This window comes from Rhodococcus sp. PvR099, assembly GCF_017833315.1.
GTDB lineage: Bacteria > Actinomycetota > Actinomycetes > Mycobacteriales > Mycobacteriaceae > Rhodococcus_G > Rhodococcus_G oryzae.
Window position 1 is genome coordinate 2,574,260 of the sequence record NZ_JAFIBV010000001.1, and the last position, 21,891, is coordinate 2,596,150.

At 69.0% G+C, this 21,891-nt stretch carries 21 protein-coding genes and 1 tRNA gene; 11 read left to right on the top strand and 11 right to left on the bottom strand.

The features are described from left to right. Nucleotides 1-94 precede the first annotated feature (94 nt). Nucleotides 95-1,153: an SGNH/GDSL hydrolase family protein gene (locus JOE46_RS11685; RefSeq protein WP_097212416.1), complete on the top strand. Its 1,059-nt coding sequence runs from the start codon at nt 95-97 to the stop codon at nt 1,151-1,153. Between the two features lie 64 nt (nt 1,154-1,217). Then, nucleotides 1,218-2,435: an acetyl-CoA C-acetyltransferase gene (locus JOE46_RS11690; protein WP_097212339.1), complete on the top strand. Its 1,218-nt coding sequence runs from the start codon at nt 1,218-1,220 to the stop codon at nt 2,433-2,435. Between the two features lie 76 nt (nt 2,436-2,511). Here JOE46_RS11690 and JOE46_RS11695 read toward each other — a convergent pair whose 3' ends face one another. Further along, nucleotides 2,512-3,381, bottom strand: coding sequence for a DUF559 domain-containing protein (locus tag JOE46_RS11695; protein ID WP_209927265.1), 870 nt, complete (start codon nt 3,379-3,381; stop codon nt 2,512-2,514). A 158-nt stretch (nt 3,382-3,539) separates the two neighbouring features. Then, on the bottom strand, nt 3,540-4,391 hold the full coding sequence (locus JOE46_RS11700; RefSeq protein ID WP_097212338.1) for a Bax inhibitor-1/YccA family protein: 852 nt from the start codon (nt 4,389-4,391) through the stop codon (nt 3,540-3,542). A gap of 247 nt (nt 4,392-4,638) precedes the next feature. Between JOE46_RS11700 and JOE46_RS11705 the strand changes: the two genes are divergently transcribed. Beyond that, the gene (locus tag JOE46_RS11705) at nt 4,639-4,980 is read left to right on the top strand and encodes a hypothetical protein (RefSeq protein ID WP_097212337.1); all 342 of its coding nucleotides are present in this window, start codon (nt 4,639-4,641) and stop codon (nt 4,978-4,980) included. A gap of 12 nt (nt 4,981-4,992) precedes the next feature. Here JOE46_RS11705 and JOE46_RS11710 read toward each other — a convergent pair whose 3' ends face one another. Next, a complete protein-coding gene (locus tag JOE46_RS11710) occupies nt 4,993-6,129 on the bottom strand; it encodes a methyltransferase (protein ID WP_257017518.1) in 1,137 nt (378 codons plus the stop codon). A 172-nt stretch (nt 6,130-6,301) separates the two neighbouring features. Between JOE46_RS11710 and JOE46_RS11715 the strand changes: the two genes are divergently transcribed. After that, nucleotides 6,302-7,714, top strand: a complete 1,413-nt coding sequence (locus tag JOE46_RS11715; RefSeq protein ID WP_097212335.1) for a wax ester/triacylglycerol synthase family O-acyltransferase — start codon at nt 6,302-6,304, stop codon at nt 7,712-7,714. Between the two features lie 88 nt (nt 7,715-7,802). On the opposite strand, the gene JOE46_RS11720 is transcribed toward JOE46_RS11715, so the two are convergent. After that, entirely contained in the window at nt 7,803-8,525 is a 723-nt protein-coding gene (locus JOE46_RS11720; protein ID WP_257017517.1) for a M23 family metallopeptidase, read from the bottom strand. Between the two features lie 425 nt (nt 8,526-8,950). Here JOE46_RS11720 and JOE46_RS11725 point away from each other — a divergent pair, with 425 nt between their 5' ends. From JOE46_RS11725 to JOE46_RS11735, 3 genes are all read left to right on the top strand, one after another. Continuing rightward, nucleotides 8,951-10,414, top strand: a complete 1,464-nt coding sequence (locus JOE46_RS11725; protein WP_209927267.1) for a wax ester/triacylglycerol synthase domain-containing protein — start codon at nt 8,951-8,953, stop codon at nt 10,412-10,414. Between the two features lie 114 nt (nt 10,415-10,528). Next, nucleotides 10,529-10,795, top strand: coding sequence for a hypothetical protein (locus JOE46_RS11730; RefSeq protein ID WP_143548471.1), 267 nt, complete (start codon nt 10,529-10,531; stop codon nt 10,793-10,795). 349 nt (nt 10,796-11,144) lie between these two features. After that, complete coding sequence (locus tag JOE46_RS11735; RefSeq protein WP_209927269.1) at nt 11,145-11,516, top strand: hypothetical protein; 372 nt, start codon at nt 11,145-11,147, stop codon at nt 11,514-11,516. A 10-nt stretch (nt 11,517-11,526) separates the two neighbouring features. On the opposite strand, the gene JOE46_RS11740 is transcribed toward JOE46_RS11735, so the two are convergent. Further along, nucleotides 11,527-12,948: a DUF1254 domain-containing protein gene (locus tag JOE46_RS11740; protein ID WP_179800587.1), complete on the bottom strand. Its 1,422-nt coding sequence runs from the start codon at nt 12,946-12,948 to the stop codon at nt 11,527-11,529. A gap of 297 nt (nt 12,949-13,245) precedes the next feature. Between JOE46_RS11740 and JOE46_RS11745 the strand changes: the two genes are divergently transcribed. Beyond that, nucleotides 13,246-13,434: a hypothetical protein gene (locus tag JOE46_RS11745; RefSeq protein WP_209927271.1), complete on the top strand. Its 189-nt coding sequence runs from the start codon at nt 13,246-13,248 to the stop codon at nt 13,432-13,434. A 380-nt stretch (nt 13,435-13,814) separates the two neighbouring features. Here the strand turns inward: JOE46_RS11745 and JOE46_RS11750 are convergent. The 6 genes from JOE46_RS11750 to JOE46_RS11775 form a co-directional block, all read right to left on the bottom strand. Next, nucleotides 13,815-13,888: transfer RNA gene (locus tag JOE46_RS11750), tRNA-Leu, on the bottom strand. 105 nt (nt 13,889-13,993) lie between these two features. Next, complete coding sequence (locus tag JOE46_RS11755; protein WP_097212330.1) at nt 13,994-14,938, bottom strand: Ppx/GppA phosphatase family protein; 945 nt, start codon at nt 14,936-14,938, stop codon at nt 13,994-13,996. Beyond that, nucleotides 14,935-15,492 (bottom strand): DUF501 domain-containing protein, encoded by a 558-nt coding sequence (locus JOE46_RS11760; protein WP_097212329.1) that lies wholly within the window; start codon nt 15,490-15,492, stop codon nt 14,935-14,937. The genes JOE46_RS11755 and JOE46_RS11760 overlap by 4 nt, the downstream gene beginning before the upstream one ends. Continuing rightward, entirely contained in the window at nt 15,489-16,226 is a 738-nt protein-coding gene (locus JOE46_RS11765) for a septum formation initiator family protein (RefSeq protein WP_097212328.1), read from the bottom strand. Before JOE46_RS11765 ends, JOE46_RS11760 begins: the two co-directional genes overlap by 4 nt. A 22-nt stretch (nt 16,227-16,248) precedes the next feature. Then, a complete protein-coding gene (gene eno, locus JOE46_RS11770; RefSeq protein ID WP_077042577.1) occupies nt 16,249-17,544 on the bottom strand; it encodes a phosphopyruvate hydratase in 1,296 nt (431 codons plus the stop codon). A gap of 102 nt (nt 17,545-17,646) precedes the next feature. Then, nucleotides 17,647-18,336: a lytic transglycosylase domain-containing protein gene (locus JOE46_RS11775; RefSeq protein WP_374102917.1), complete on the bottom strand. Its 690-nt coding sequence runs from the start codon at nt 18,334-18,336 to the stop codon at nt 17,647-17,649. A gap of 213 nt (nt 18,337-18,549) precedes the next feature. Between JOE46_RS11775 and efeU the strand changes: the two genes are divergently transcribed. From efeU to efeB, 3 genes are read left to right on the top strand one after another with little or no spacing between them, the layout of a single operon-like run. Further along, nucleotides 18,550-19,446 carry an iron uptake transporter permease EfeU gene (efeU, locus tag JOE46_RS26435; RefSeq protein ID WP_257017516.1) on the top strand — a complete coding sequence of 299 codons (897 nt, stop codon included), beginning with the start codon at nt 18,550-18,552 and terminating at the stop codon, nt 19,444-19,446. Continuing rightward, nucleotides 19,443-20,591 carry an iron uptake system protein EfeO gene (gene efeO / locus JOE46_RS26440; protein ID WP_245221671.1) on the top strand — a complete coding sequence of 383 codons (1,149 nt, stop codon included), beginning with the start codon at nt 19,443-19,445 and terminating at the stop codon, nt 20,589-20,591. The genes efeU and efeO overlap by 4 nt, the downstream gene beginning before the upstream one ends. Then, on the top strand, nt 20,572-21,879 hold the full coding sequence (efeB, locus tag JOE46_RS11785) for an iron uptake transporter deferrochelatase/peroxidase subunit (protein ID WP_209927278.1): 1,308 nt from the start codon (nt 20,572-20,574) through the stop codon (nt 21,877-21,879). The genes efeO and efeB overlap by 20 nt, the downstream gene beginning before the upstream one ends. The last annotated feature ends 12 nt before the right edge of the window (nt 21,880-21,891 follow it).

A 21,891-nucleotide genomic window follows, 5' to 3' on the forward strand; every position in this document is an offset into this window, starting at 1 on the left:
GATGTCGGGTCCCCGAGCGCAGACCCCACGCGGCGCGGGCTTTCGCACTAGATTTGTGGCCGGTAGCACTCGCGACGAGCGGAGGGTGGATCCGGTGCCCACCAGCGGATGGAAAACGGCCGCGAAAGCAAGCGCGGCCGCGGTCGTCGCGGGGTCCTCGGCAGGCACCGCGTCGTGGGCGCTCTACAACTACCTGATGGGCCAGGCCACCGCCGCGCGCGGCGTGATCGGCCGCAACGTCGCCAAACCACCCGAGGCCGACGGCATCTACACGCCCGGGTGCGAGGCCCCCGAGCGCTGGCGCCTCGGCGCGGAGTTCGACATCCACCTGATGATCTTCGGCGACTCGACCGCGGCCGGGGTCGGCTGCGCGGTCCCGGACGAGGTGCCAGGGGTGCGGATCGCCCGCGGCCTCGCCGAGGAGACGGGCAAGCGGATCTGGTTGTCCACCAAGGCGATCGGCGGCGCCACCTCGAAGGGGCTCAAGGGTCAGGTCGATGCCATGTTCATCGCGGGCCCGCCACCGGACGCCGCGGTGATCCTGGTGGGCGCCAACGACGTCACCGCCAAGAACTCGATCCACTCGTCCGCCCGCAGGCTCGGCGACGCGGTGGCGCGGCTCCGCCAGGCCGGCGCGGTTGTGGTCGTCGGCACCTGTCCGGACCTGGGGGTGGTCACGGCGATCCCGCAGCCGCTGCGGTCGGTGGTTCGCGAGTGGGGCCACCGGCTGGCCCGCGCGCAGGCGGCGGCGGTGCTGCGGGCAGGCGGCCATCCCGTCGCCCTCGCAGACCTGCTCGCGCCGGAGTTCCTGGCCGCCCCGGACACCATGTTCTCCGCCGACCACTTCCATCCCTCCGCGGCCGGGTACGAGCTCGCGGCCCAGCAGTTGCTCCCCGTCCTCGCCAGCGCGCTCGGGGAATGGGAGGGCGGTCCGCTGCCCGAGCTGCCCGAGGTCTCCGAGGCCGCCGAGTCGCGCCGGATCTCCGCCCGGATCACCGAGGCCGCGAACCGCTTCCTGTGGCGCCGCGACACCGAGCGCCGGGCCAGCAGGGGCGAGCCGGGGGCCGATCAGGTGGCCCCGGAACCGACCTCCGGAGTGCTCAAGATCGTCGATGACCGACGGCGCCGTCAGCGCGCCGCGAGCGCCACGTAACGTCTGGGTCAAATCCACAGTGTGTGGCACCCACCATGCACCCCGATTACTGCAAGGAGTTCTCATGCCTGAGGCCGTCATTGTCTCCGCTGTACGTTCGCCCATCGGCCGGGCCGGCAAGGGTTCGCTCAAGGATATCCGTCCCGACGACCTGGCCGCCCAGATGGTGGCCGCGGCCCTCGCGAAGATCCCGGAGCTCGATCCCGCCGACATCGACGACCTGATGATGGGCTGTGGCCAGCCCGGCGGCCAGTCGGGCTACAACATCGCCAAGGTGGTCGCCACCGCGATCGGCTACGACTTCCTGCCCGGCGTCACCGTCAACCGCTACTGCTCCTCCTCGCTGCAGACCACCCGGATGGCGATGCACGCAATCCGCGCGGGCGAGGGCGACGTGTTCATCTCGGCGGGCGTCGAGTCCGTCTCGTCCTTCACCACCGGCACCGCCGACGGCTGGCCGAACACCAAGAACGCCCTGTACGCCGACGCCCAGGCGCGCACCGAGCTGGCCGCGCAGGGTGGCGTCGCGTGGAAGGACCCCCGCGAGGACGGCCTGACCCCCGACATCTACATCTCGATGGGCCAGACCGCCGAGAACGTCGCCTCGCTGACCGGCATCAGCCGTGAGGACCAGGACCGCTGGGGCGTCCGCAGCCAGAACCGCGCGGAGGAGGCCATCAACCGCGGCTTCTTCGCCAACGAGATCACCCCGGTCACCCTCGCCGACGGCACCGTCGTGTCCACCGACGACGGCCCGCGCGCAGGCACCAGCTACGACAAGATCAGCCAGCTCAAGCCGGTCTTCCGCCCCGACGGCACCGTCACCGCCGGTAACGCCTGCCCGCTCAACGACGGCGCGGCCGCGCTCGTCATCATGAGCGACACCAAGGCGAAGGCCCTCGGCCTGACCCCGCTGGCGCGCGTCGTCTCGACCGCCGCGACCGGCCTCTCCCCCGAGATCATGGGCCTCGGCCCGATCGAGGCCGTCAAGAAGGCCCTCGGCTACGCGAAGATGGCCACCTCGGACATCGACCTGTACGAGATCAACGAGGCGTTCGCGGTGCAGGTCATCGGCTCCGCCCGCGCGCTGAACCTGGACGAGGACAAGATCAACGTCTCCGGTGGCGCGATCGCCCTTGGCCACCCGTTCGGCATGACCGGTGCCCGCATCACCAACACCCTGCTCAACAACCTGCGTGAGCAGGACAAGACCTTCGGCGTCGAGACCATGTGCGTCGGCGGCGGCCAGGGCATGGCGATGGTGCTCGAGCGCCTCAGCTAGTCCTTCTGCACCACCGCGAACGGGCGGTTTCCTGAGCATCGGCCGAGAGGCCCGCGAGGAAACCGCCCGTTCGTCGTCATACCGGAGCCCCAGCCGCGCGGAGTTTGGCCCTCACCCGGCGGACCAGTTCATCCGGCCGGTTGTAGAGCAGCTCCGCACCGATCCGCACCACGGTCCAGCCCAGCGCCTCGATCCGCGCCGAGCGCTCGATGTCCCAGGCTCGCTGGCGGCGATCGGTCCAGTGGTGTTCTCCGTCGTACTCCACGAGGACCGACCACTCCCGCCAGCCCAGGTCCGCACACGCGAACCTCCATCCATCGTTCTCGACGATCGGGATCTGTGTTTCAGGCGGCGGCAGACCCGCGTCGACGATGGCCAGACGAGTATGGGTCTCGGGCGGCGAATCCGCCCCGGCGTCCACCTCGCCGAGGATCGAGCGCAACCGGACGAGTCCACGCGCCCGTGGGTGTTGCTCCGCGAGCCTTGTGACCTCGGCGGGTTTGAGTCCCGTCGCGTTGCAGAGGGCATCCAACGCGACGATCGCGGATACTCGCGACAAGCGCCTGCCCAGATCGAACCCAGCACGCGCTGCCGTGGCCACTCGAATGCCGTCGACGACGGTGATCTCGTCCGGTTCGAGTCGGCAATCGTGGACGATGAGCTTCCTCGTCGCCCGATGATGGCCCGGGCGGATCACCTCCGCAGGCTCGCTGGCGTCGATCCACCTGGACCCGTGCAGAGCAGCGGCGGAGAACCCTGTCAGGACCGCGTCGGGCCCGGCGAACAGCGATGCCGCGCGTGCGCGCAGGGCTGCGGTGATCTCCACACGCTTGCTGATGTAGACGCCCTGGTAGAGGCGCACGAAATCGTGGTATAGCTGGTGTTCGGTGACCACCCCCGCCGCGATGGCGCTCGATCCCCGAAACGGTGCGTCGTCTGCCCCCATCGCCTCACCATGCCGCGTCGGCGAGGCACCGATCCCGGCGAACCGTCGACCTGTGGACAACCCGCGAATCGATTCCACAACGCCGAACGGGCGGTTTCCTGAACATCCGTCGAGTGACGGAGCAGGAAACCGCCCGTTCGTGGTCAGGCGTGCGGTGACTAGTCGCTGTTGAAGTAGCTCAGCAGTCGCAGGATCTCGACGTACAGCCACACCAGGGTGACGGTGAGGCCGAACGCGACGCCCCAGGCCGCCTTCTCCGGCGCCTGGGCGCGGATCAGCTGGTCGGCGGCGTCGAAATCCAGCAGGAAGCTGAACGCGGCGATGCCGATGCAGACGAGGCTGAAGACGATCGCGAGTCCGCCACCGTCACGGAGGCCGAGGCCACCCGGGGTGAAGAAGCTGGCGATCAGGTTGCCGAGCGAGAGCACCACGACACCGATCAGTGCGCCGATGATCATCCGGGTCAGCCGCGGGGTGACGCGGATGGCGCCGGTCTTGTAGACCACGAGCATGCCGAAGAACACGCCGAAGGTGCCGAGCACCGCCTGGGCGATGAGGGTGGAGCCGCCGGTGCCGCCGAACGTGATGTCGGTGAACATGAACGACAGCGCGCCAAGGAAGACGCCCTCCGCCGCGGCGTAGGCCAGCACGATCGCCGGGTTGTCCATCTTGCGGCCGAAGGTCGCGACCAGGACCAGGACCAGCCCGATGAGTCCGCCGCCGATCACGAACGGCGCCGCGAGGTCGACGTTCGAGTTGACGAGCACGTAGGAGATGATCGCCGCGACCGTCAGCACACCGAGCGTGATGCCCGTCTTGGTGACGACGTCGTCGATGGTCATGGCCCGCTGAGCAGGACCTGTCGTGTACGGCTCAGCCTGCGTGTACTGGGGCTGACCGAACTGCTGTGTCATCTGCCCCGCGCCTGCCGCGGCAGAACCGAACGAGGCGTATCCGCTGCCCTCCTGCTTGGGGAGGTTGCGGAACACCGGGTTACTGGTGGTGCGCACCGTGCGTGTCCCTTCTATAGGTGGATCCCTGGGGATCCTGCCGTGCCGCTGTGGCCCGACCGCGACGGGAAATCCCGTTCTGTTGGTAAAACGTCTCACATGTGACCGTAAGTTCCCAGCGCTTCGAACTTAAACAAGTCGCCAGCCGGAACAGTGGGGACTCTACCGGGCGCGGATCGCGCCCGCCCCGCACGAAAACGAGGTTCACCTGGCACGACATTGCACCCAAGGGTGGCATTATTGACTCATGAGCACCGAGGACGGCCCGGGCCAGACCCTCAACGCCAGCGAGTCGCTCGACTCGGACGAGGTCCGCAACGACGACGGCGATGATGTCGTCGACGCCCCCGATCACTGGAGCGAGGCCGATCGCTTCGGGACCACCGCGGCGGAGGCCGCCGCGGGCGAGACCCTCGACGAGCGGCTCGCCGAGGAAGAGCCCGACACCCCGCTCGACGACGACGGTCAGCAGCCGGGCGATCCCGAGTCCGTCGAGGCGGAGGTGGTCGACGGCGTCATCATCGAGGACCTCGGCATCACCCGCGACCAGTTCGACGGCGACCCGATCGGCGGCGGGCCCGTCAAGTAGCGGGCCGAGCCGTCACACGCCCTTGACCGACCGGGCGACGGTGAACTTCGGGTTCCGTCCGATCAGTTCGGTGGGGCCGACCGACTTCCTGAGCGCACCGCGGTATCCCAGGTGTGAGTTGTAGACGGTCCACAGCTCACCACCCTCGCGCAGCACCCGGCCCGCGCCGCGGAACATCGACAGCGCCGCCCCGGTATGGACGGCCGCACCCACGTGGAACGGCGGATTGCAGACGATCAGGTCGGCGGTGGCGTCGCCGAGGGTGGACATCACGTCGTCTCGCAGCGCGGTCACCCGGTCGCCGACCCCGTTCGCGTGCGCGGTCGCCGCCGTCGACGCGACAGCCGCGGCGGACTGATCGGTCGCGATCACCCGCAGGTCGGCACGGGAACGAGCCAAGGCCACGGCGAGAATCCCTGTGCCACAACCGAGGTCGACCGCCGATCGCGCATCCGGGTTCATCCGGGGCAGGTAGTCGAGCAGGAACCGGGTTCCGATGTCGAGCTTGGTGCCCGCGAAGGCGGCCCCGTGCGCGACCACCTCCATGTCGAGCTCGGCCAGGTGCTCGCGCAGCGGGTAGGTCGGCTCGGCGGGCGGATCGAGCGGGCCGCGGGCGACGAGCACCCGGGACTTCTGCCTGCCACGGGTGGCATGCACGTCGCCGAAGCTGCGGGCGAGCACCTCGTTCATCGCGGGGGTGATGTGCTTGTCGCGGCCGCCCGCGTAGATCACCACCTCCGGATCGGCATGCCGGGCGACGGCCTCGGCGATCTCGGCGAGGGCGGCCAGGCTGCGCGGCAGCTGGACCAGCACCACCCGCGCCCCCGAGAGCAGGGACTCGTCCAGCCCGCAGGACCGGTAGGCCTCGCTCAGTCCGGCTCGCGCGGCGTTGTGCGACAGCGCGAGCTCGCCGGTGATCGGGTCCTGGTGAACCCGGACGTCGGTGACGCCGAAGCCCGCGATCGTCCCAAGGGTGAGGGCGCCGTAGTGGTCGCCGATCACCGCCACCGTCCCGCTCGCCGCGCCCAGCAGCGACGGGCCCGCCTCGTCGAGGATCAGCCGATCCGCGCCGTCGACGGCGAACAGGTTCGGCGCCTCCACGTCGGGGAACCGACGCAGTCGGGACAGGACTTCTTCGGGGACCGGCACCGCTCGATTGTTCCAGGTCCCGGGCCCGACATGGACGAGCGACCACCTCGACCGTCCGTCCCATGACTGGACAAGTGACAAGTAGCGGGGCGATTCACGAACGGGTACAACAAATTCGACAGAAATCCACAATCCGACCGGGGCAGCGGTCGAGAACCCAGGAGGGCCGCCCATGCCGCTGTCTATGTCTCCCGCCGACTCGATGTGGCTGCTGGCGGAATCGCGCGAACACCCCATGCACGTTGGCGGGCTGCAGCTTTTCGAGCCGCCGGAGGGCGCCACCGCTTCCGATGTCCGCGCGGCATTCGATGCCGCTCTCGCGAAGGACACTGCGGCACAAAGGTTCCGCCAGAAGCCGACGCGCTCGTGGTCCTCATTCGGACAGTGGGCCTGGGAGGAGGACAGCGGGTTCGACCTCGGGTATCACGTGCGCCACGACGCCCTGCCGCAACCCGGCGGCATGCGTGAACTACTCGACCTGTGCTCACAACTGCACTCGGCACCCCTGGACCGTCACCGTCCACTGTGGGAGATGCACCTGATCGAGGGCATGAACGACGGCCGATTCGCGGTGTACACGAAGTTTCACCACGCGTTCGCCGACGGGGTCTCGGCGATGAGACTGCTGGCGCAGTCACTGAGCGAGGACCCGACGGACCGGGCGATCCCCGCCGTCTGGGACATGAAGGACCCGGAGCCGGCGTGCCCCGCATCGGAGGAACCGGCCGTCGAGACCAGCGACGGTGGCGGCGTCCTCGGACTGCCCGCCGCCGCGGTCCGCGGGGCCGCGTCACTGCTGGGAGGGGCGGCCGGGCTCGGCTCGGCGCTGGCGGGCACCGTGGTCCGCGCGCTCCGCGAGCAGGGCGGCTCTCTGTCCTTTGCCGCCCCGAACACCATCCTCAACGTGCCCATCGCCGGGGCACGGCGCTACGCCGCCCGGTCCTGGCCGATCGAGCGACTCCGCCTGATCGCCAAGGCGTCCGACGCCACCGTCAACGACGTGGTGCTCGCGATGTGCTCCGGCGGCCTGCGCACGTATCTGCAGTCGCGGGAGGCCCTGCCCGAGGTCCCGCTGATCGCCGCCGTGCCGGTGTCGCTTCGCGGCGGCCCCGACGAAAGCCAGGCGGGCAACTCGTTCGGCGTGCTGATGTGCAACCTCGCGACCCACTCCGCCGACGCGGCGCAGCGGCTCGAGACCGTGCGAACGTCGATGCTCGAGGGCAAGGAGTCGATGATCGGCATGAGTTCGTCGCAGATCCTCGCGGTGAGCGCGGCCGGAATGGTGCCTGCGGCGCTGCACGTGGTCGCGGGCAGCAGCGGGGCGGTCCGCCCGCCGTTCAACGTCGTGATCTCCAACGTTCCCGGCCCCCGCACACCGCTGTACTGGAACGGGGCCCGGCTCGACGGGCTGTATCCGATCGCGTTCCCGCAGGAGGGACAGGCCCTGAACATCACCTGCACCAGTTCCGACGACGCGATCGCGTTCGGGCTGACCGGCTGCAGGCGGGCATTGCCGGACCTCGAGGCGATCCTGGACCACCTCGACACCGAGCTAGAGGCACTCGAGACGGCCGTCGGCATCTGAGACGCCGAACGCGCGGGGCATGAGCATCGCCGTCTTCCGACAGCGTGCCCACGCCCCGCGCGTGGGGGTCTGAAGCCTGGTCCGGCGCCTAGGCGGCCGGGGCGCTGCCCCAGGTCACCGCGACACCGTTGGCCGCCAGCCACTCGCTCGGGTCCAGCTGGGCACCGTTCGCGTCCCACACCTCGAAGTGCAGGTGCGGTCCGGTGGACTGGCCGCGGTTGCCGACGGTCGCGATCTGCTGACCGGCCTCGACACGCTGGCCGACATTGACGGTGTACTCGTTGACGTGTCCGTAGACGGTGACGGTGCCGTCGTCGTGACGCACGCGGACCCACAGCCCGAAGCCGGAGGCCGGGCCCGCGGAGATGATCTCACCGTTGGCAGCGGACATGATCGGGGTGCCGAGGTTGGCGCCGATGTCGATGCCGCCGTGATGCGAGCCCCAGCGAGCGCCGTAGCCGGAGGTCATGTGGCCGTTGACGGGCTGCACGGTGCGCGCCTTGAGCGGTGCGACAGACCCGCCCGGGTTGAGCGCGCGCAGCTGGTCGTTGACCCACTGCTGCGCGCCGGTGATCTCGGGCAGCGGCGCCGGTGCGGCGGGGGCTCCCTGGGGCAGCAGTTCCTGCGGAAGCTGGAAGGGCACGGCGGCGAAGGCCTGGTGATCGATCGGCGCAGCGGTCGCGGTGGCGGATCCGAGCTGCATGCCGCCGACCAGGATCGCGCCGGTCGCGACGGCGACGGTTGCACCCTTCAGGCGACGGGCGGTGGTGATCGAGCTGGAACGATTGAACGTCCTGCGGAGAGTTCCCACAGTCTTTACCTCATCTTCGTTGGCTTCTTGGTCGCACCTTTTGGGCCGTGCAACCTCGGACCCCCACAACGAATGTAACGAAACGATATCGATACGTCCACCGTGATCGAATCTTTATCTAAATACGATCTTGATCGACTGAACCCCGGCCGGGACGCCGCGCCGGGCACCCTGTCCGCCCGGCGCGGCGCGCCGCCCCACCTGCGACAAGTCCCTACTGCGATCCGGCGGACCGTCAAAAATGTGAGGTCAGGCGCGAAAATCCGAGCGAGACAGATTCAGTAACGACGAGATAACAAACCGGCCGGTTTTGCGTCGATCACGGAACCGACCCGCGCGAGACCCGACGGTTTCGAGCTCCCACAGGCGCCGAAAAACTAGTGGCCGACGTCACGTACCCGAGTCGGCCGATTGGAGTCGCGGGGGTGCTAAAGACAGCAACCGCCGAGCTGGACGGTACGTTCACCTGGGAATGGCGCTTCGGCCCTCGGGGGACATTGATGATGCAGGTCGATCCGCGCGACGCCGTGTTCGTGTACGTCGAGACACCGTCGGCCAATCAGACCTCCGTCTCGACATTTGCCTTCGACTCGGGTGAGCACCCCGAACCAGGCCGGGACGAGCTGCTGCGGTGGATCACGGAACGGGCCGACCGAATCGGCATCCTGCGCCAGCGCATGATCCGGATCCCCTTCGACCTCGACCACCCGTACTGGGCCGAGGACCCCGCGTTCGCGGCCGAGGACCACGTCGTCTTCCACGACGGGCGAGGCTGGGAGGAACTGCGGACGCTGCTGGCGGACATCCAGCGGCGGCCACTGAACCCCTCGCGACCCCTGTGGGAGATCCACATCGTCACCGGGGTCGCCGGGGTCGCCGAGATCCCGGGGGACGCCACCGTGGTGGCCATCAAGATGCACCATTCGATGGCGGACGGCGGCCTCGGCGCCAAGATCTCCCGGCAGCTGTTCACCGAGAACCTGCCGACCGATGAGCGCCCGGCCGCGGCGGCTGCGATTCCTTCCCGGTTCTCGATGGCCGCCGCCGCGGTTTCCTCTCTACCCCGAAACCTCTGCCTACTCGCAGGCCTTGTGCCCCGGGCGCGACGGGTCCAGCGACTGATGCGGGCGGAGCGCGCGCAGGGGATGTACGAGGTTCCCGCCGCGCTGCGCCCGCGCACTGTGCTGAATCAACCCCTCGGCCCGGAGCGCGTCTTCGACGCCGTGTTCTTCTCGGTCCCCGAGCTGCGGGCGATGCGGAGCGCGATCGGCGGTGTGACCGTCAACGACCTGATGCTCACTATCGTCGGCTCGACCATGCACAGATATCTGTGCGAGGTCGGCACCGCGCCGGAAGGATCGTTGGCTGCCGGGGTCCCGCTCTCGACCCGCAACGCCGCCGAGGCGACCTCCCGGAACCGGTTCGTCACCCTCGCTGTGGACCTGCACACCGACCTCCCCGACCTCGTCGAGCGCGCCGGGGCGATCCATCGCTCGGTGTTGATGGACACGGTGCGCAAGACCGGCCCCGGCGAGACGCAGTTCGACGCGCTCGCCAATTCGATCCCGGGATTCGTGGTGCGGAACGGTCTCCGCGTCCTCGGCGCGCTCCCCACCCGGCAGTCGTCGACCATCCGGCTCGCCAACACCCTGGTCACCAACGTGCCCAAGGGCCCAGCCGACATGGCGCTCTGCGGATCCACCGTCGCCGCGAACTTCGGGGTGGCCCCGCTCGTAGGCCTCGGCGGCGTGGTGCATTCGATCAGCTCGGTGGGTGATTCGCTGGCGGTCAACATCACCGCAGACCCGCGGCAGCTGCGCGACGACGGTCGCTACGCCGAGTTGCTGCGCGAATCCTTCGAGGACCTGAAGGCCGCCATCTACCCGTGAACCGGCCGCCGACGGACCTCTCAACCGGACGCGTCGAACCCGTGGAGGTCGGCCGAATCTCGCTCTGAAGTGCGACGCTTGCCAGCTTCTGCTCGCGTCGCCACAATGGCCGCGGTGCGCGCAAGAATCGCTGACCCCGCCTATCAGTGGGCAGCCCTCGAGTCCTGGATCCTCGACTGGGAAGTATCGGTGGACCCCGATGCGGTCGTGCTCGGGAAGTGGGAGGTCGGCCTAGCCGCGTCGGCGACCCGTATCGACAAAGGCGTGGTGTGGTGCCCGCGCAGGGGCGTCGTGATCACTCCCACCGGGTACTCGGACAAACGGGTCACCGATCTGCTGCGCCAGTCCACTGCCGCCTTCGCCGGCATCGACGAGTCCTGAGCCGACACCCTCCGGGCGACGGGCCTTCTTTGTGCCAACTCACGTAGCGCGAGAACGTGTTTCACCTCGGTGGAAACCAAGCGTTCCATTGGTGGCCAACACGTGTGACGTGGCATACCTTTGGCTCCGCCGCCTCAACCGGAGGCACGCCAACGAGGGAGAACCGTCGCCAATGGCATCGCACGCAGCACCCCGCATCAGGTCGGCCGCATTTCGAGCCGCGGCAGCGGCCGCCCTCGCTACCGGCTTGGTGGCCGCCGCCCTCAAGAGGTACGGCCTCCCCGCCATGCGCTGATTTCCACAGCGGTTGTCCACAGCCAGCCCGATGCGACGCCGATACGATCGAACCGTGCTCGGGATACCCATGGCGGTGGCCCGATTCAACTACCGGTTCGCGCGCCTTCCGTTTCAGCTGGTCGAGGACATCGGCGCAACAAGGCTCGACGAAGGCGCGGCGGTGAGACTGGGGTACGAGCGAATGCTCATCTATTGCGACCGTGCCGCCGCGTATCTACTGCATGACGAGTCCGCCGCCATGCGGGCCCGCGATCTGCGCGAACAAACGAACCCGGCCAGGATCGCCCTGGAGTTCGAGAAACGTCAGGCCGAGCAGCGGGAGCAGGGCGAGGACGTGGACGAGGTGCAGCTCCTCCGCGGGCACCGCGCCAAGTTCCTACACCGCCACCAGGCCTACCGAGGCGAGACGCCACCGAGCTCCTGACGGGCGATCCTCAGCTTGCTTCTTCGATCTCGCCGGGCTGCCAGGCCTTGTCGAACCACGGCTGTAGGGGGCCGTAGAGTCGAAGGATCGGCCACCAGCTCTTGCCGGGGACGGTTCGGATCCAGTTCGCTTCCTTGCCCGCAGGCGCGGTCGGCCCGAACCACAGCACGATCGACCCGTCGTTCTCCTCCTGCACGGTGCCGCTGAGGCTCATCACGCTCGGGTGGGGGTTGTCCGTCTGGAGGAGCGACCGCGTCTGGGTGTCATAAACGTCGACCGACCAGAAGTTCTTTGCCGGCGGGTTCGGTGGCAACACGAGGCGGTAGGTCTTGGCGCCGTCGAGCAGGCGCCCCTGCGAGTCCTCGGCGGTGTAGGTGTATGCGGAACCGGCGCCGACCTGCGCGTGGGCCATCGCCGGCGTGATGACGGTGGCGACGTAGTGAAACAGGGTGCGGGCGTCGAGCAGGCGCGCATGCTCGTGCAGGAATTCGTAACTGCCGCCGACGAACCCGTCCTTCCAGGACGCGCCTTCGAAGGTGAAGTTCTCCGTGCCGCGCGGGAAGTACGCGAGCGCCCGGCTGATGCCCGCGGCGGTCTTCGCCGCCGAGTCGAGGATTTTCTTCAGCCGGTCGTCCGGTTCAAACGGTCGTCCGTGCTTGATGCCGATCCCGGCGAGCTGCCCCGCCCGCTCGGGGTCGAGCGAGCCGGGCGGCTCCTCCTGGATCAGTTCGTCGACCTCGCCGAAGAAGGAGATGTCGTTCGAGTGGACGGTGTTGAACACTTCGTCCGCAATGTTGACGAACGTCATCTCGGGCGGATTGGCCGACTCGGAGAGCCGGTAGACACGGGACTGCTTGACCGCCTCGATCCCGTCGAGTGCGCGGAAGACCACCCAGTTGGTGAAAGTAGGTGTGCGACAGACGAAGTAGCCTTCAGGCTCGTCGCCGGTGTAGCCGGGCGGGAGGAACAGGTACTTTCCGCCCTGCCCCTTGTCCGGTCCGGCGATGCCCATGTCCGTCACGTATCGGAACCAGAAGTCGTCGACGACACACAGGGAGTTCGTCGGCGGCTCGATGACCACCGGCCCGTCGTGCAGGTCGATGAACATCGTCCCGTACGCGGTCGAGGTGTTCGGGGTCAGGAAGTAGCTCCCCGAGTTGGCCCGGGGGTCGGTGACGCCGAGGACGTTGAGCCCGTCGATCCCGATACTGCGGAATCCGCGCCTCATCGCCACCAGAGACGCTCCTGGCACGGCATTGAGGAAGGCGTCGATGCCTCGGACGAAGTCCAGTCCGTCGTACAGCTTGCGGGTCGACTCGGGTAGCGGTACGCCGTCGAAGAACTCGAATGCGCCGAGCGGTGTCTCCACGCGGTCCGGGACACCGATCCCGGCCAACGCTGCAGTCAGTTCAACGGATCCGGAACCATCCATGCCGTTTCTCTCCTCTATTCGAGTGATCGAGGAGTTCAGATTTTCTCGGATGTGCCACCGACACCTCATCCGGCATGGGTGAAACCCGGATGGGAGGCCCATCTGCCAATCTGGAGAACCGTCCAGTTTTGTACGCGCGAGTAACGACTTGCTCCGTCTACGGTGAGTTCGCGCCACCATCCCTCGATGAGTGGCGTAGGCCCCGTCGACAAAGCCCCCTGCGTCGGCGGGGCCGCCTGTTCATCCCGCCAGAACTCCCATCGCTGACGGGCGCACGCAGTCCCGAGGAGAAGGCGCATGAAGATTCCGGTGTGGATCGGCACACCCGTGGTGCTGGCATTGGCGACGACTGACGCAGTCTTGGACCTCCAGACCCGCGCCGTCGGCGCGTTGACGCGAGCCGTGATGCGCCGAATGTTCATCGGCATCCCCATCGAAGCGCCCCGCCCGACGGGCGAGAAGGACGACATCCGCCGGTCGGCGTAGCGCCGCACGGGCAAGCTCGATCAGTCCGCCCAGGACAACGTCAGCCTTCTGTCTACGGCCGGGATAGGCATCGGCGATGCCGTTTCTCAGTCATTCCTGCTTGAGCTCAGGGTGACGCCGGAGCAGTTCGCTCTCGACTCGGCGCAGCGAGGAGATCTCTGCGTTCACCTCGTCAAGCTGTCGCCTCGATCGGTCCAGGAGAGCCTCGAGTTCGCGGACTCTGAGCAGGAGCTCCTCCCGCTCAACCAGGAGGCGAGCAACTCGTTTCGCAGCAGGGTTACTGCTCATCTGCCCATGATAGGGCGAGGCAATCTCGTTGTGATCGGGTAGCGGCGCGAGGCGGTGGGCGCCCGGATCCTGCCGGGAAACACCCAGACCAGTGCCCCCAGTCGGACTCGAACCGACACTCGGCGGATTTTAAGTCCGCTGCCTCTGCCAATTGGGCTATGGGGGCCGCGGCGCCGACATCGCGACAGCCGCTACCGGTCCGACCGCGGAAACGGTCGAACTGGACACGTGGATGCTAGCTTGCCCGCGGCGACGATTTGCCGGATCGGAGCTACAGGATCGAGAGCGCGATCCCGTCGAGGATGTCGTGCTCGCTGACCACCAGTTCGGTGATCCCCGCCCGGCGCGCGAGCTCCTCGGCCAGGACGTCGGAGACGATCGCTCCCCCACCGATCACGTCGACCCGACCCGGGTGCATCGGCCCGAGGGCGGCGCGCTGGTCGTGGGTCATGTGCACGAGCGAATCGTTCACCTCGTGCAGTCGCGGCAGCGTCATCCGCGACAGGTGCACCTTCTCGGCGTCGTAGTGCGGCAGTTCCAGTGAGACCGCGGCGATGGTCGTCATCGTGCCCGCCACGCCGACCCAGGTGTGTGCCTGCTCCACCGGCACCACATCGAAGGCCTCGGTCAGCTTCGCCAACGCGAACTCGCGCGCCTGCGCGATCTGCTCGGCCGTCGGCGGGTCGTCGTGCAGGCAGCGCTCGGTGATCCGCACGCAGCCGATGTCGGTCGAGTGCGCCGCGTGCACCCCGCCGCCGTCACCGAGGACCACCTCGGTGGATCCGCCGCCGAGATCGACGACAACGAAAGGTCCTGCGGCAGGGTCGAGTTCGCCGACGGCGCCCGCGAAGGACAGCCGTGCCTCCTCGTCCCCGGAGATCACCTCCGCCTCCGCCCCCTCGATCACGGCACCGAGGACCTCCCTGGTCATCGCGAAGAAGTCCTCGCGGTTGGAGGCGTCCCTTGTCGCCGACGTCGCGACCATCCGGACCGCGGTGGCGCCGGTCTCGCGGATCATGTCCGCGTACTCCTGCAGCGCGACCCGGGTGCGTTCGATGGCCTCGGGCGCGAACGCGCCGGTGGCGTCGACACCCTGCCCGAGGCGCACGACCCGCATCTCGCGGCGGACGTCGTGCAGGTGTCCCTCCGCGTCGGCGTCCGCGATCAGCAGGCGGATCGAGTTGGTGCCACAGTCGACAGCAGCGACCCTGGTCATTCGTCGTTCCCGGTCTCGCCGGGTCCCTGGTAGACCGGCCAGTCCGCCGGGATGGCGGTGCCGCGCAGCTTGCCCTGCGCGGCCAGCGCGACCGACTCGTCGCCGAGCGGGTTGAGCCCCGGTCCCTTCGCCAGCGAATGCGCCATCAGCACGTGCAGGCACTTGACCCGGTCGGGCATGCCGCCGCCGGTGAAATCGGTTCCGAGCGAATCGATCTCGTTCCGCTCGGCGAGGTAGGACTCGTGCGCACGGAGGTAGGCCTGCGCCAGCTCCGGATCGCGCTCGAGGCGCTCGGTCATCTCGCGCATCACCCCGGCCGACTCCTGCCGGCTCGCCTCGGCGGTGAGACGCGGATCGGTCAGGTAGTACAGCGTGGGGAACGGCGTGCCGTCCGGCAGCCGGGGCGCGGTCTTGACGACACCTGGCGTGCCGTCCGGTGCCCGGTAGGCGATGGCGAGCACGCCGCGCGGATCGCGGCCGAGCTGCGCGGCCACGGCGGCCAGGTCGTCCTGGGATACCGCGGGGCGGGAAGTGCTGTCAGCCGAATCGGTCACCCGACGGGCCCTCCTTGATCATGAGGAATGGTCATCGAACCCGCGCCGGTCGAATCCGGTGCGGGCGGTGGCGGTCCCGGGACGGGCGGCGCTGGCGTCGCGCTGGGCTCCGGCTGCGGCTCCACGATGGGACGCCACAGGTCGGTGTACCAGGGATCCCCTGTCCGCTTGCGCTCGCTGAGCTGCTCGGGCCTGGTCGCCACCTCGCCGGGGAGCTGCACCTGGAACGGCGTCTCGCCCGGCTTGACGTACTGCAGCCGCTCCCTGGCCTCGGCGGAGATGTACGCGGGGTCGTCGTTCTGCTGCTTCTGCCGGGTCAGCTGCTTGAGGTCTTCCTCGAGTTCCTTCTGCTGCGCGGCAACCCGATCCGCCTCGCTGCGCTGGGTGAGGTAGTTGCGCAGCGGGACGGCCAGGGTGAGCGCGAGGGCGCAGACCACCACCGCCAGCATCACCGCCTTGCCGGTGGAGAGCCCGAGGATGGTGCGTTCGGGCTTGTCCTCGCCCGAGGAGCCGGCGCGCGAACCCCGTGCGCGGATGGGCTTCTCGCTGGACGACTCGGGCTCGAACTCCGGTGCGGGCTTTCCGCCCGCAGCGGGGCCGGAGCCTGGAGCCGACGCGGTAGGTCCGGTCGTACGGCCGCGCGACGGACGCCGCGCAGCCGACTCGTCGCGGGTGCGACGGGAGTCCCGACCGGCCGGGCTGCCGCCCGGACGTGACCTACCGCGTTGGCTCATAGGCTCAGTACCGCTTCCGTTCTCAGCTCGCCGAGCCGTCGAAGGAGAAGCGCGGGAACGCGAGCTCGCCTGCGTAGCGGGCCGCGTCGCCGAGGGCCTCCTCGATGCGGAGGAGCTGGTTGTACTTCGCGACGCGCTCGCTGCGGGCGGGGGCGCCGGTCTTGATCTGGCCGCTGCCGACGGCGACGGCGAGGTCGGCGATGGTGGTGTCCTCGGTCTCGCCCGAGCGGTGGCTCATCATCGTCTTGTAGCCGTTGCGGTGCGCCAGGTCGACGGCGTCCAGGGTCTCGGTCAGCGTGCCGATCTGGTTGACCTTGACCAGCAGCGCGTTCGCGGCGCCCTTGACGATGCCCTCTTCGAGGCGATCCGGGTTGGTGACGAACAGGTCGTCGCCGACGAGCTGGACCTTGTCACCGATCTGCTCGGTGAGCGCGACCCAGCCCTCCCAGTCGTCCTCGTCCAGCGGGTCCTCGATGGAGACCAGCGGGTACGCGGCGATCAGCTCGGCGTAGAAGGCCGACATCTCGGCGGCGGTGCGGATCTTGCCCTCGAACTTGTAGCCGGTGCCCTTGGTGTAGAACTCGGTCGCCGCGACGTCGAGCGCCAGCGCGACGTCGGTGCCCAGGTTCAGGCCCGTCTTGGCGATGGCCTCGATGATCAGGTCGAGTGCTTCCTTGGTGCCCGCGACGTCGGGGGCGAAGCCGCCCTCGTCACCGAGGCCGGTGGACAGGCCCTTGGCCTTGAGGACCGACTTGAGCGAGTGGTACACCTCGGTGCCCCAGCGCAGCGACTCCTTGAAGGTGGCGGCGCCGATCGGCGCGACCATGAACTCCTGGACGTCGACGCCGGTGTCAGCGTGCGCGCCACCGTTGAGGATGTTCATCATCGGGACGGGCAGGACGTGCGCGTTCGGGCCGCCGACGTAGCGGAAGAGCTCCAGGCCGGAGGACTCGGCGCCCGCGCGGGCGACGGCCAGCGACGCGCCGAGCAGGGCGTTGGCTCCGAGTCGGGACTTGTCCGGGGTGCCGTCGAGGTCCAGCAGCGCCTGGTCGACCACGCGCTGCTCGGTGGCGTCGATGCCGATGATGGCCGGGGCGATCTCGCCGAGCACGGCCTCGACGGCCTTCTCGACGCCCTTGCCGCCGTAGCGGTCGCCACCGTCACGCAGCTCCACGGCCTCGTGCTCGCCGGTGGAGGCACCCGAGGGCACCGCGGCGCGCGCGAAGCTGCCGTCGTCGAGCAGCACCTCGACCTCCACCGTGGGGTTTCCCCGGGAATCGAGGATCTCGCGAGCTCCGACCTGCTCAATGATGGCCACGGATGGTTCTCCTTTTGGCGGCGTTTCCAGTAGACGATTTCGCTACATAGTGCCAGGTCTGAGCCTAACGGCAGCAACCGGCCGTGTCGTCGCGCCGCGCGGTCACGGCCGGGTCCCCACCGAATACGCGGCCGCGCGGTCGCGAACGTCGGCCAGGTACTCGCCGGACAGGTTGTATGCCATCAGCGACCGGCGCCAGCCCTCCTCGGAGGTCAGGTCGCCGCCCCTGGCGCAGAGATACCGCGCCGCCGTCAGCGCCGCGTCGTCGATGTTGTCCGGATTCGCCACCCCGTCGCCGTTGGCGTCGACGCCCCACCGCTTCCATGTCTCCGGGATGAACTGCAGCGGGCCCATCGCGCGGTCGTGCACGGGGTCGCCGTCCATCGCGCCGCCGTCGGTGTCCGGGATCTCGGCGACGCCCGGTCCCCCGTCCAGCGGTATCCCCCGGATCTGCGGGCTGACGTCGCCGGTCGGCGCGACGGATGAACCGCGATAGGTGCCGTGCCTGCTCTCGACGCTCGCGATACCCGCCAGCGTCGTCCAGCCGATGCCACACTCGGGCCGGCTCTGCGCCATCACCGCGGCCGCGTAGCCGTAGGCCTCGAGCGCGGTGACCGAGATGCCGAGGGCATCGGTCTGGTCGGCGGCCCAGTCCCGCAACTGATCGGCGGTCCGACCGGGCGCGTCGATGTCGATCGGGGGCACGGGCGCACCGGGGCCCGGCGGAATGCCCTGCGGGATGGCGATCTTCGGCTCACCCGCACATCCGGCGAGGATCGCGGCGCCGAGCACGGTCCCGACAACGCACCCGAGCAGTCGTCGACGTCGTGTGGTCACCGCGTCCATGATCCACGTGAATCACGGACGGGCGGCAATCCGGGCAATTCGGACGGGCCGCCGCCTCGACCGGGGCGCACATCTGGTAAGTGCTACCTTAGTTCGGTTCAAGAGAAGGTTCGCCTTGCCTATGTCCGGGCTGCGGACGTGCACAGATAAGGAGCCCCCGTGCTCATACTCGCCGCGGGCGCGAGCGCGCCGAGCGTTGCGACGCAGCTGTTCGGCAGCGGGCTCATCGGGCTCCGCGAGGGGCTCGAGACCGGCATCGTCGTGATGATCCTGGTCGCGTTTCTGGTCAAGTCCGACCGGCGCGACGCCCTCAAATGGGTGTGGCTCGGCGTCGCCGCGGCCGTCGCCATGGTCGCGATCATCTTCGTCGCCATCCATTTCGGTACCTCGACCGTGACCGGCATGGCGGCCGAGCTCATCAGTGGACTCGCGTCCCTGGTCGCCGTGGTCATCGTGACCGCGATGATCCTGTGGATGCGCAAGGCCGCCGCCTCGATCTCCGGGCACCTGCGCGCGGGGCTGTCCAAGGCGCTCGCGGTCGGACCGTTCGCGGTCGCGTCGATGGCCTTCTTCGCCGTCGGCCGCGAGGGGGTGGAGACCGCGCTGCTGCTGGTCGGCTACGCGGAGAACACCGCGGGCAGCATCTGGCCGCTCGTCGGACTGCTCCTGGGGATCGCCATCGCCGCGGCCCTGACCGTCGCCCTGTACTTCGGCGCGGTCCGGATCAACTTCACCGCCTTCTTCCGCTATACCGGGGTGTTCCTGGTCGTCGTCGCGGCCGGGATCCTGGCGTACGGCGTCCGCGCCCTGCAGATCGCCGGCTGGCTCCCGGGCGGATCGAACCTGGCGTTCGATGTGTCGGCACACTTCGACACCTCGACCTGGTACGGCACCGTCCTGCAGGGCATCTTCAACTTCCGGCCGGACCCGACAGTCCTCCAGGTGGTCGCCTGGGCGGTGTATCTGGTCGTCGTGCTCACCCTGTTCCTGCGCCCGGTACCAGCCAAGCCCTCGCAGGCTCCGCTCCCCGAATCTTCACACATCACCGCATCCTGAAAGGCTCCACCGTGCGTCGCACCGTTCCCACCATTGCACTGCTGGCCCTCGCGCCGGTGGCGCTGGCCGCCTGCACCTCCAAGTCCGAGAGCGCCGAGGGCGCGATCGCGGTCACCGCGACGGACACCAGCTGCGAGGTCGCGCGCGACACCGGGGAGACCGGCAACAACACCTTCGAGATCACCAACAACGGTTCGAAGGTCACCGAGTTCTACGTCTACGGCGAGGGCGACCGCGTCATGGGCGAGGTCGAGAACGTCGGTCCGGGCCTGATCCGCACCCTGATCGTGAACTTCTCCGAGGCCGGCACGTACCACACCGCCTGCAAGCCGGGCATGGTCGGCGACGGCATCCGCTCCGAGTTCACGGTGACCGGCGACTCCTCCAAGGCCGCCGACGAGAGCGGCCAGCTGGCCGACGCCGCGGCCGAGTACAAGCGCTACGTCACGAGCCAGGTCACCGCCCTCCAGGAGACGGCGGCGGCGTTCGTCGCCGCGGTCAAGTCCGGCGACATCGAGGCCGCCAAGGCGAAGTTCCCGACGACCCGCACCTACTACGAGCGCATCGAGCCGATTGCCGAGGCGTTCCCCGACGACCTCGACCCGCGACTGGACCTGCGCGAGGTCGACCTCGAGCCCGGCCAGAAGTGGACCGGCTTCCACCGGCTCGAGAAGGACCTGTGGGCGCAGGGCCTGCAGCCGGACACGAACGCCATCGCCGACCAGCTCCTCGCCGACCTCCAGGAACTGTCCGACGGCATCAACTCCCCCGACTTCACCGTCGACCCGATCCAGGTCGCCGGCGGCGCCCAGACGCTGCTCGACGAGGTCTCCCGCACCAAGATCACCGGCGAGGAGGACATCTTCAGCGGCACCGACCTGTGGGACTTCCAGGCCAATGTCGACGGCTCCCAGGCCGCGATCGCGACGCTCCGCCCGATCGTCGACGAGAAGGACCCCGCGCTGGGCACCCGGATCGATCAGCGCTTCGCCGAGCTCGACGCGGAGCTGGCCCTCTACCGCAGCGGCGACGGATTCGTGCTGTACAGCACGGTGACCGAGCCGCAGCGGCAGGCACTCTCGCAGAAGATCGACGCGCTGTCCGCCGAGGTGAGCCAGGTGCAGGGTGTCGTCGCCGGACAGTGACGGCGCCCGCCGTCCCGGGCTCTCGCGGCGGCGGCTCTTCGGCGCCGTTGGCGCCGGGGCGCTCGCGGTGGGCGCTGGCGCAGCGGTCGGTCGCCTGACCGCCCCGGAGCCCGCATCGGTGGACACCCAGGTGGTCGCCTTCCGCGGCGCCCACCAGGCCGGGATCGTCACCCCGGCGCAGGACCGCATGCACTTCGTCGCGTTCGACGTCACCACCGACTCCCGGGACGAGCTGGTCGCCCTGCTGAAGAGGTGGACCGAGATGGCGGAGCGGATGACGGCGGGCGAGGAGGCCGTGCCCGACGGCGCGATCGGCGCGGGCGACTACTCCCCGCCGACCGACACCGGCGAGGCACTCGACCTGCACGCGAGCCGGCTGACGCTGACCATCGGGTTCGGACCATCGCTGTTCGAGCGGTTCGGCCTGGCGGGCAAGCGGCCGACAGCGCTGGCCGAGTTGCCCAAGTTCACCGGCGACTCCCTCGAACCGGCCCGCAGCGGCGGGGACATCTGCATCCAGGCCTGCGCGGACGACCCGCAGGTGGCCGTGCACGCCATCCGCAACCTCGCCAGGGTCGGCTTCGGCACCGTCGCGGTGAAGTGGTCGCAGCTCGGGTTCGGCCGGACCTCCTCGACCTCGACGACCCAGTCGACGCCGCGGAACCTGTTCGGGTTCAAGGACGGAACGCGCAACATCAAGGCCGAGGACCAGGGCGCCGTGGACGAACAGGTCTGGGTGGCCGGGGCCGACGACCAGGAGTGGATGGCGGGCGGCTCGTACCTGGTGGCCCGGCGCATCCGGATGCTGATCGAATCGTGGGACCGCACCGCGCTCCACGAACAGGAGCGGGTGATCGGGCGCAGCAAGGGCACCGGCGCACCGCTCGGAGAGAAGAACGAGTTCGATCCGCTGAACCTCGATGCGAAGGGCGCGGGCGGGCAGCCCGTCATCGACACCGACGCGCACGTTCGGCTCGCCTCCGACGAGGAGCTCGGCGGCATCAAGATCCTGCGCCGCGGCTACAACTTCACCGATGGGTCAGACGGCTTCGGACATCTCGATGCCGGACTGTTCTTCATCGCCTACTGCCGCGATCCCCAGAAGCAGTTCGTGCCGATGCAGTTGTCGCTCTCGCGCAACGACGCGCTCAACGAGTACATCAAGCACGTCGGGTCCGCGGTGTTCGCCGTGCCGCCCGGCGTCCAGGACGACGGCGGGTACTGGGGTTCGACGCTGTTCGAGGGACAGGCGTCCCCGGCGGAACCGGTGGCCGAGCCGGGGCACTGATGACGGCGGCCC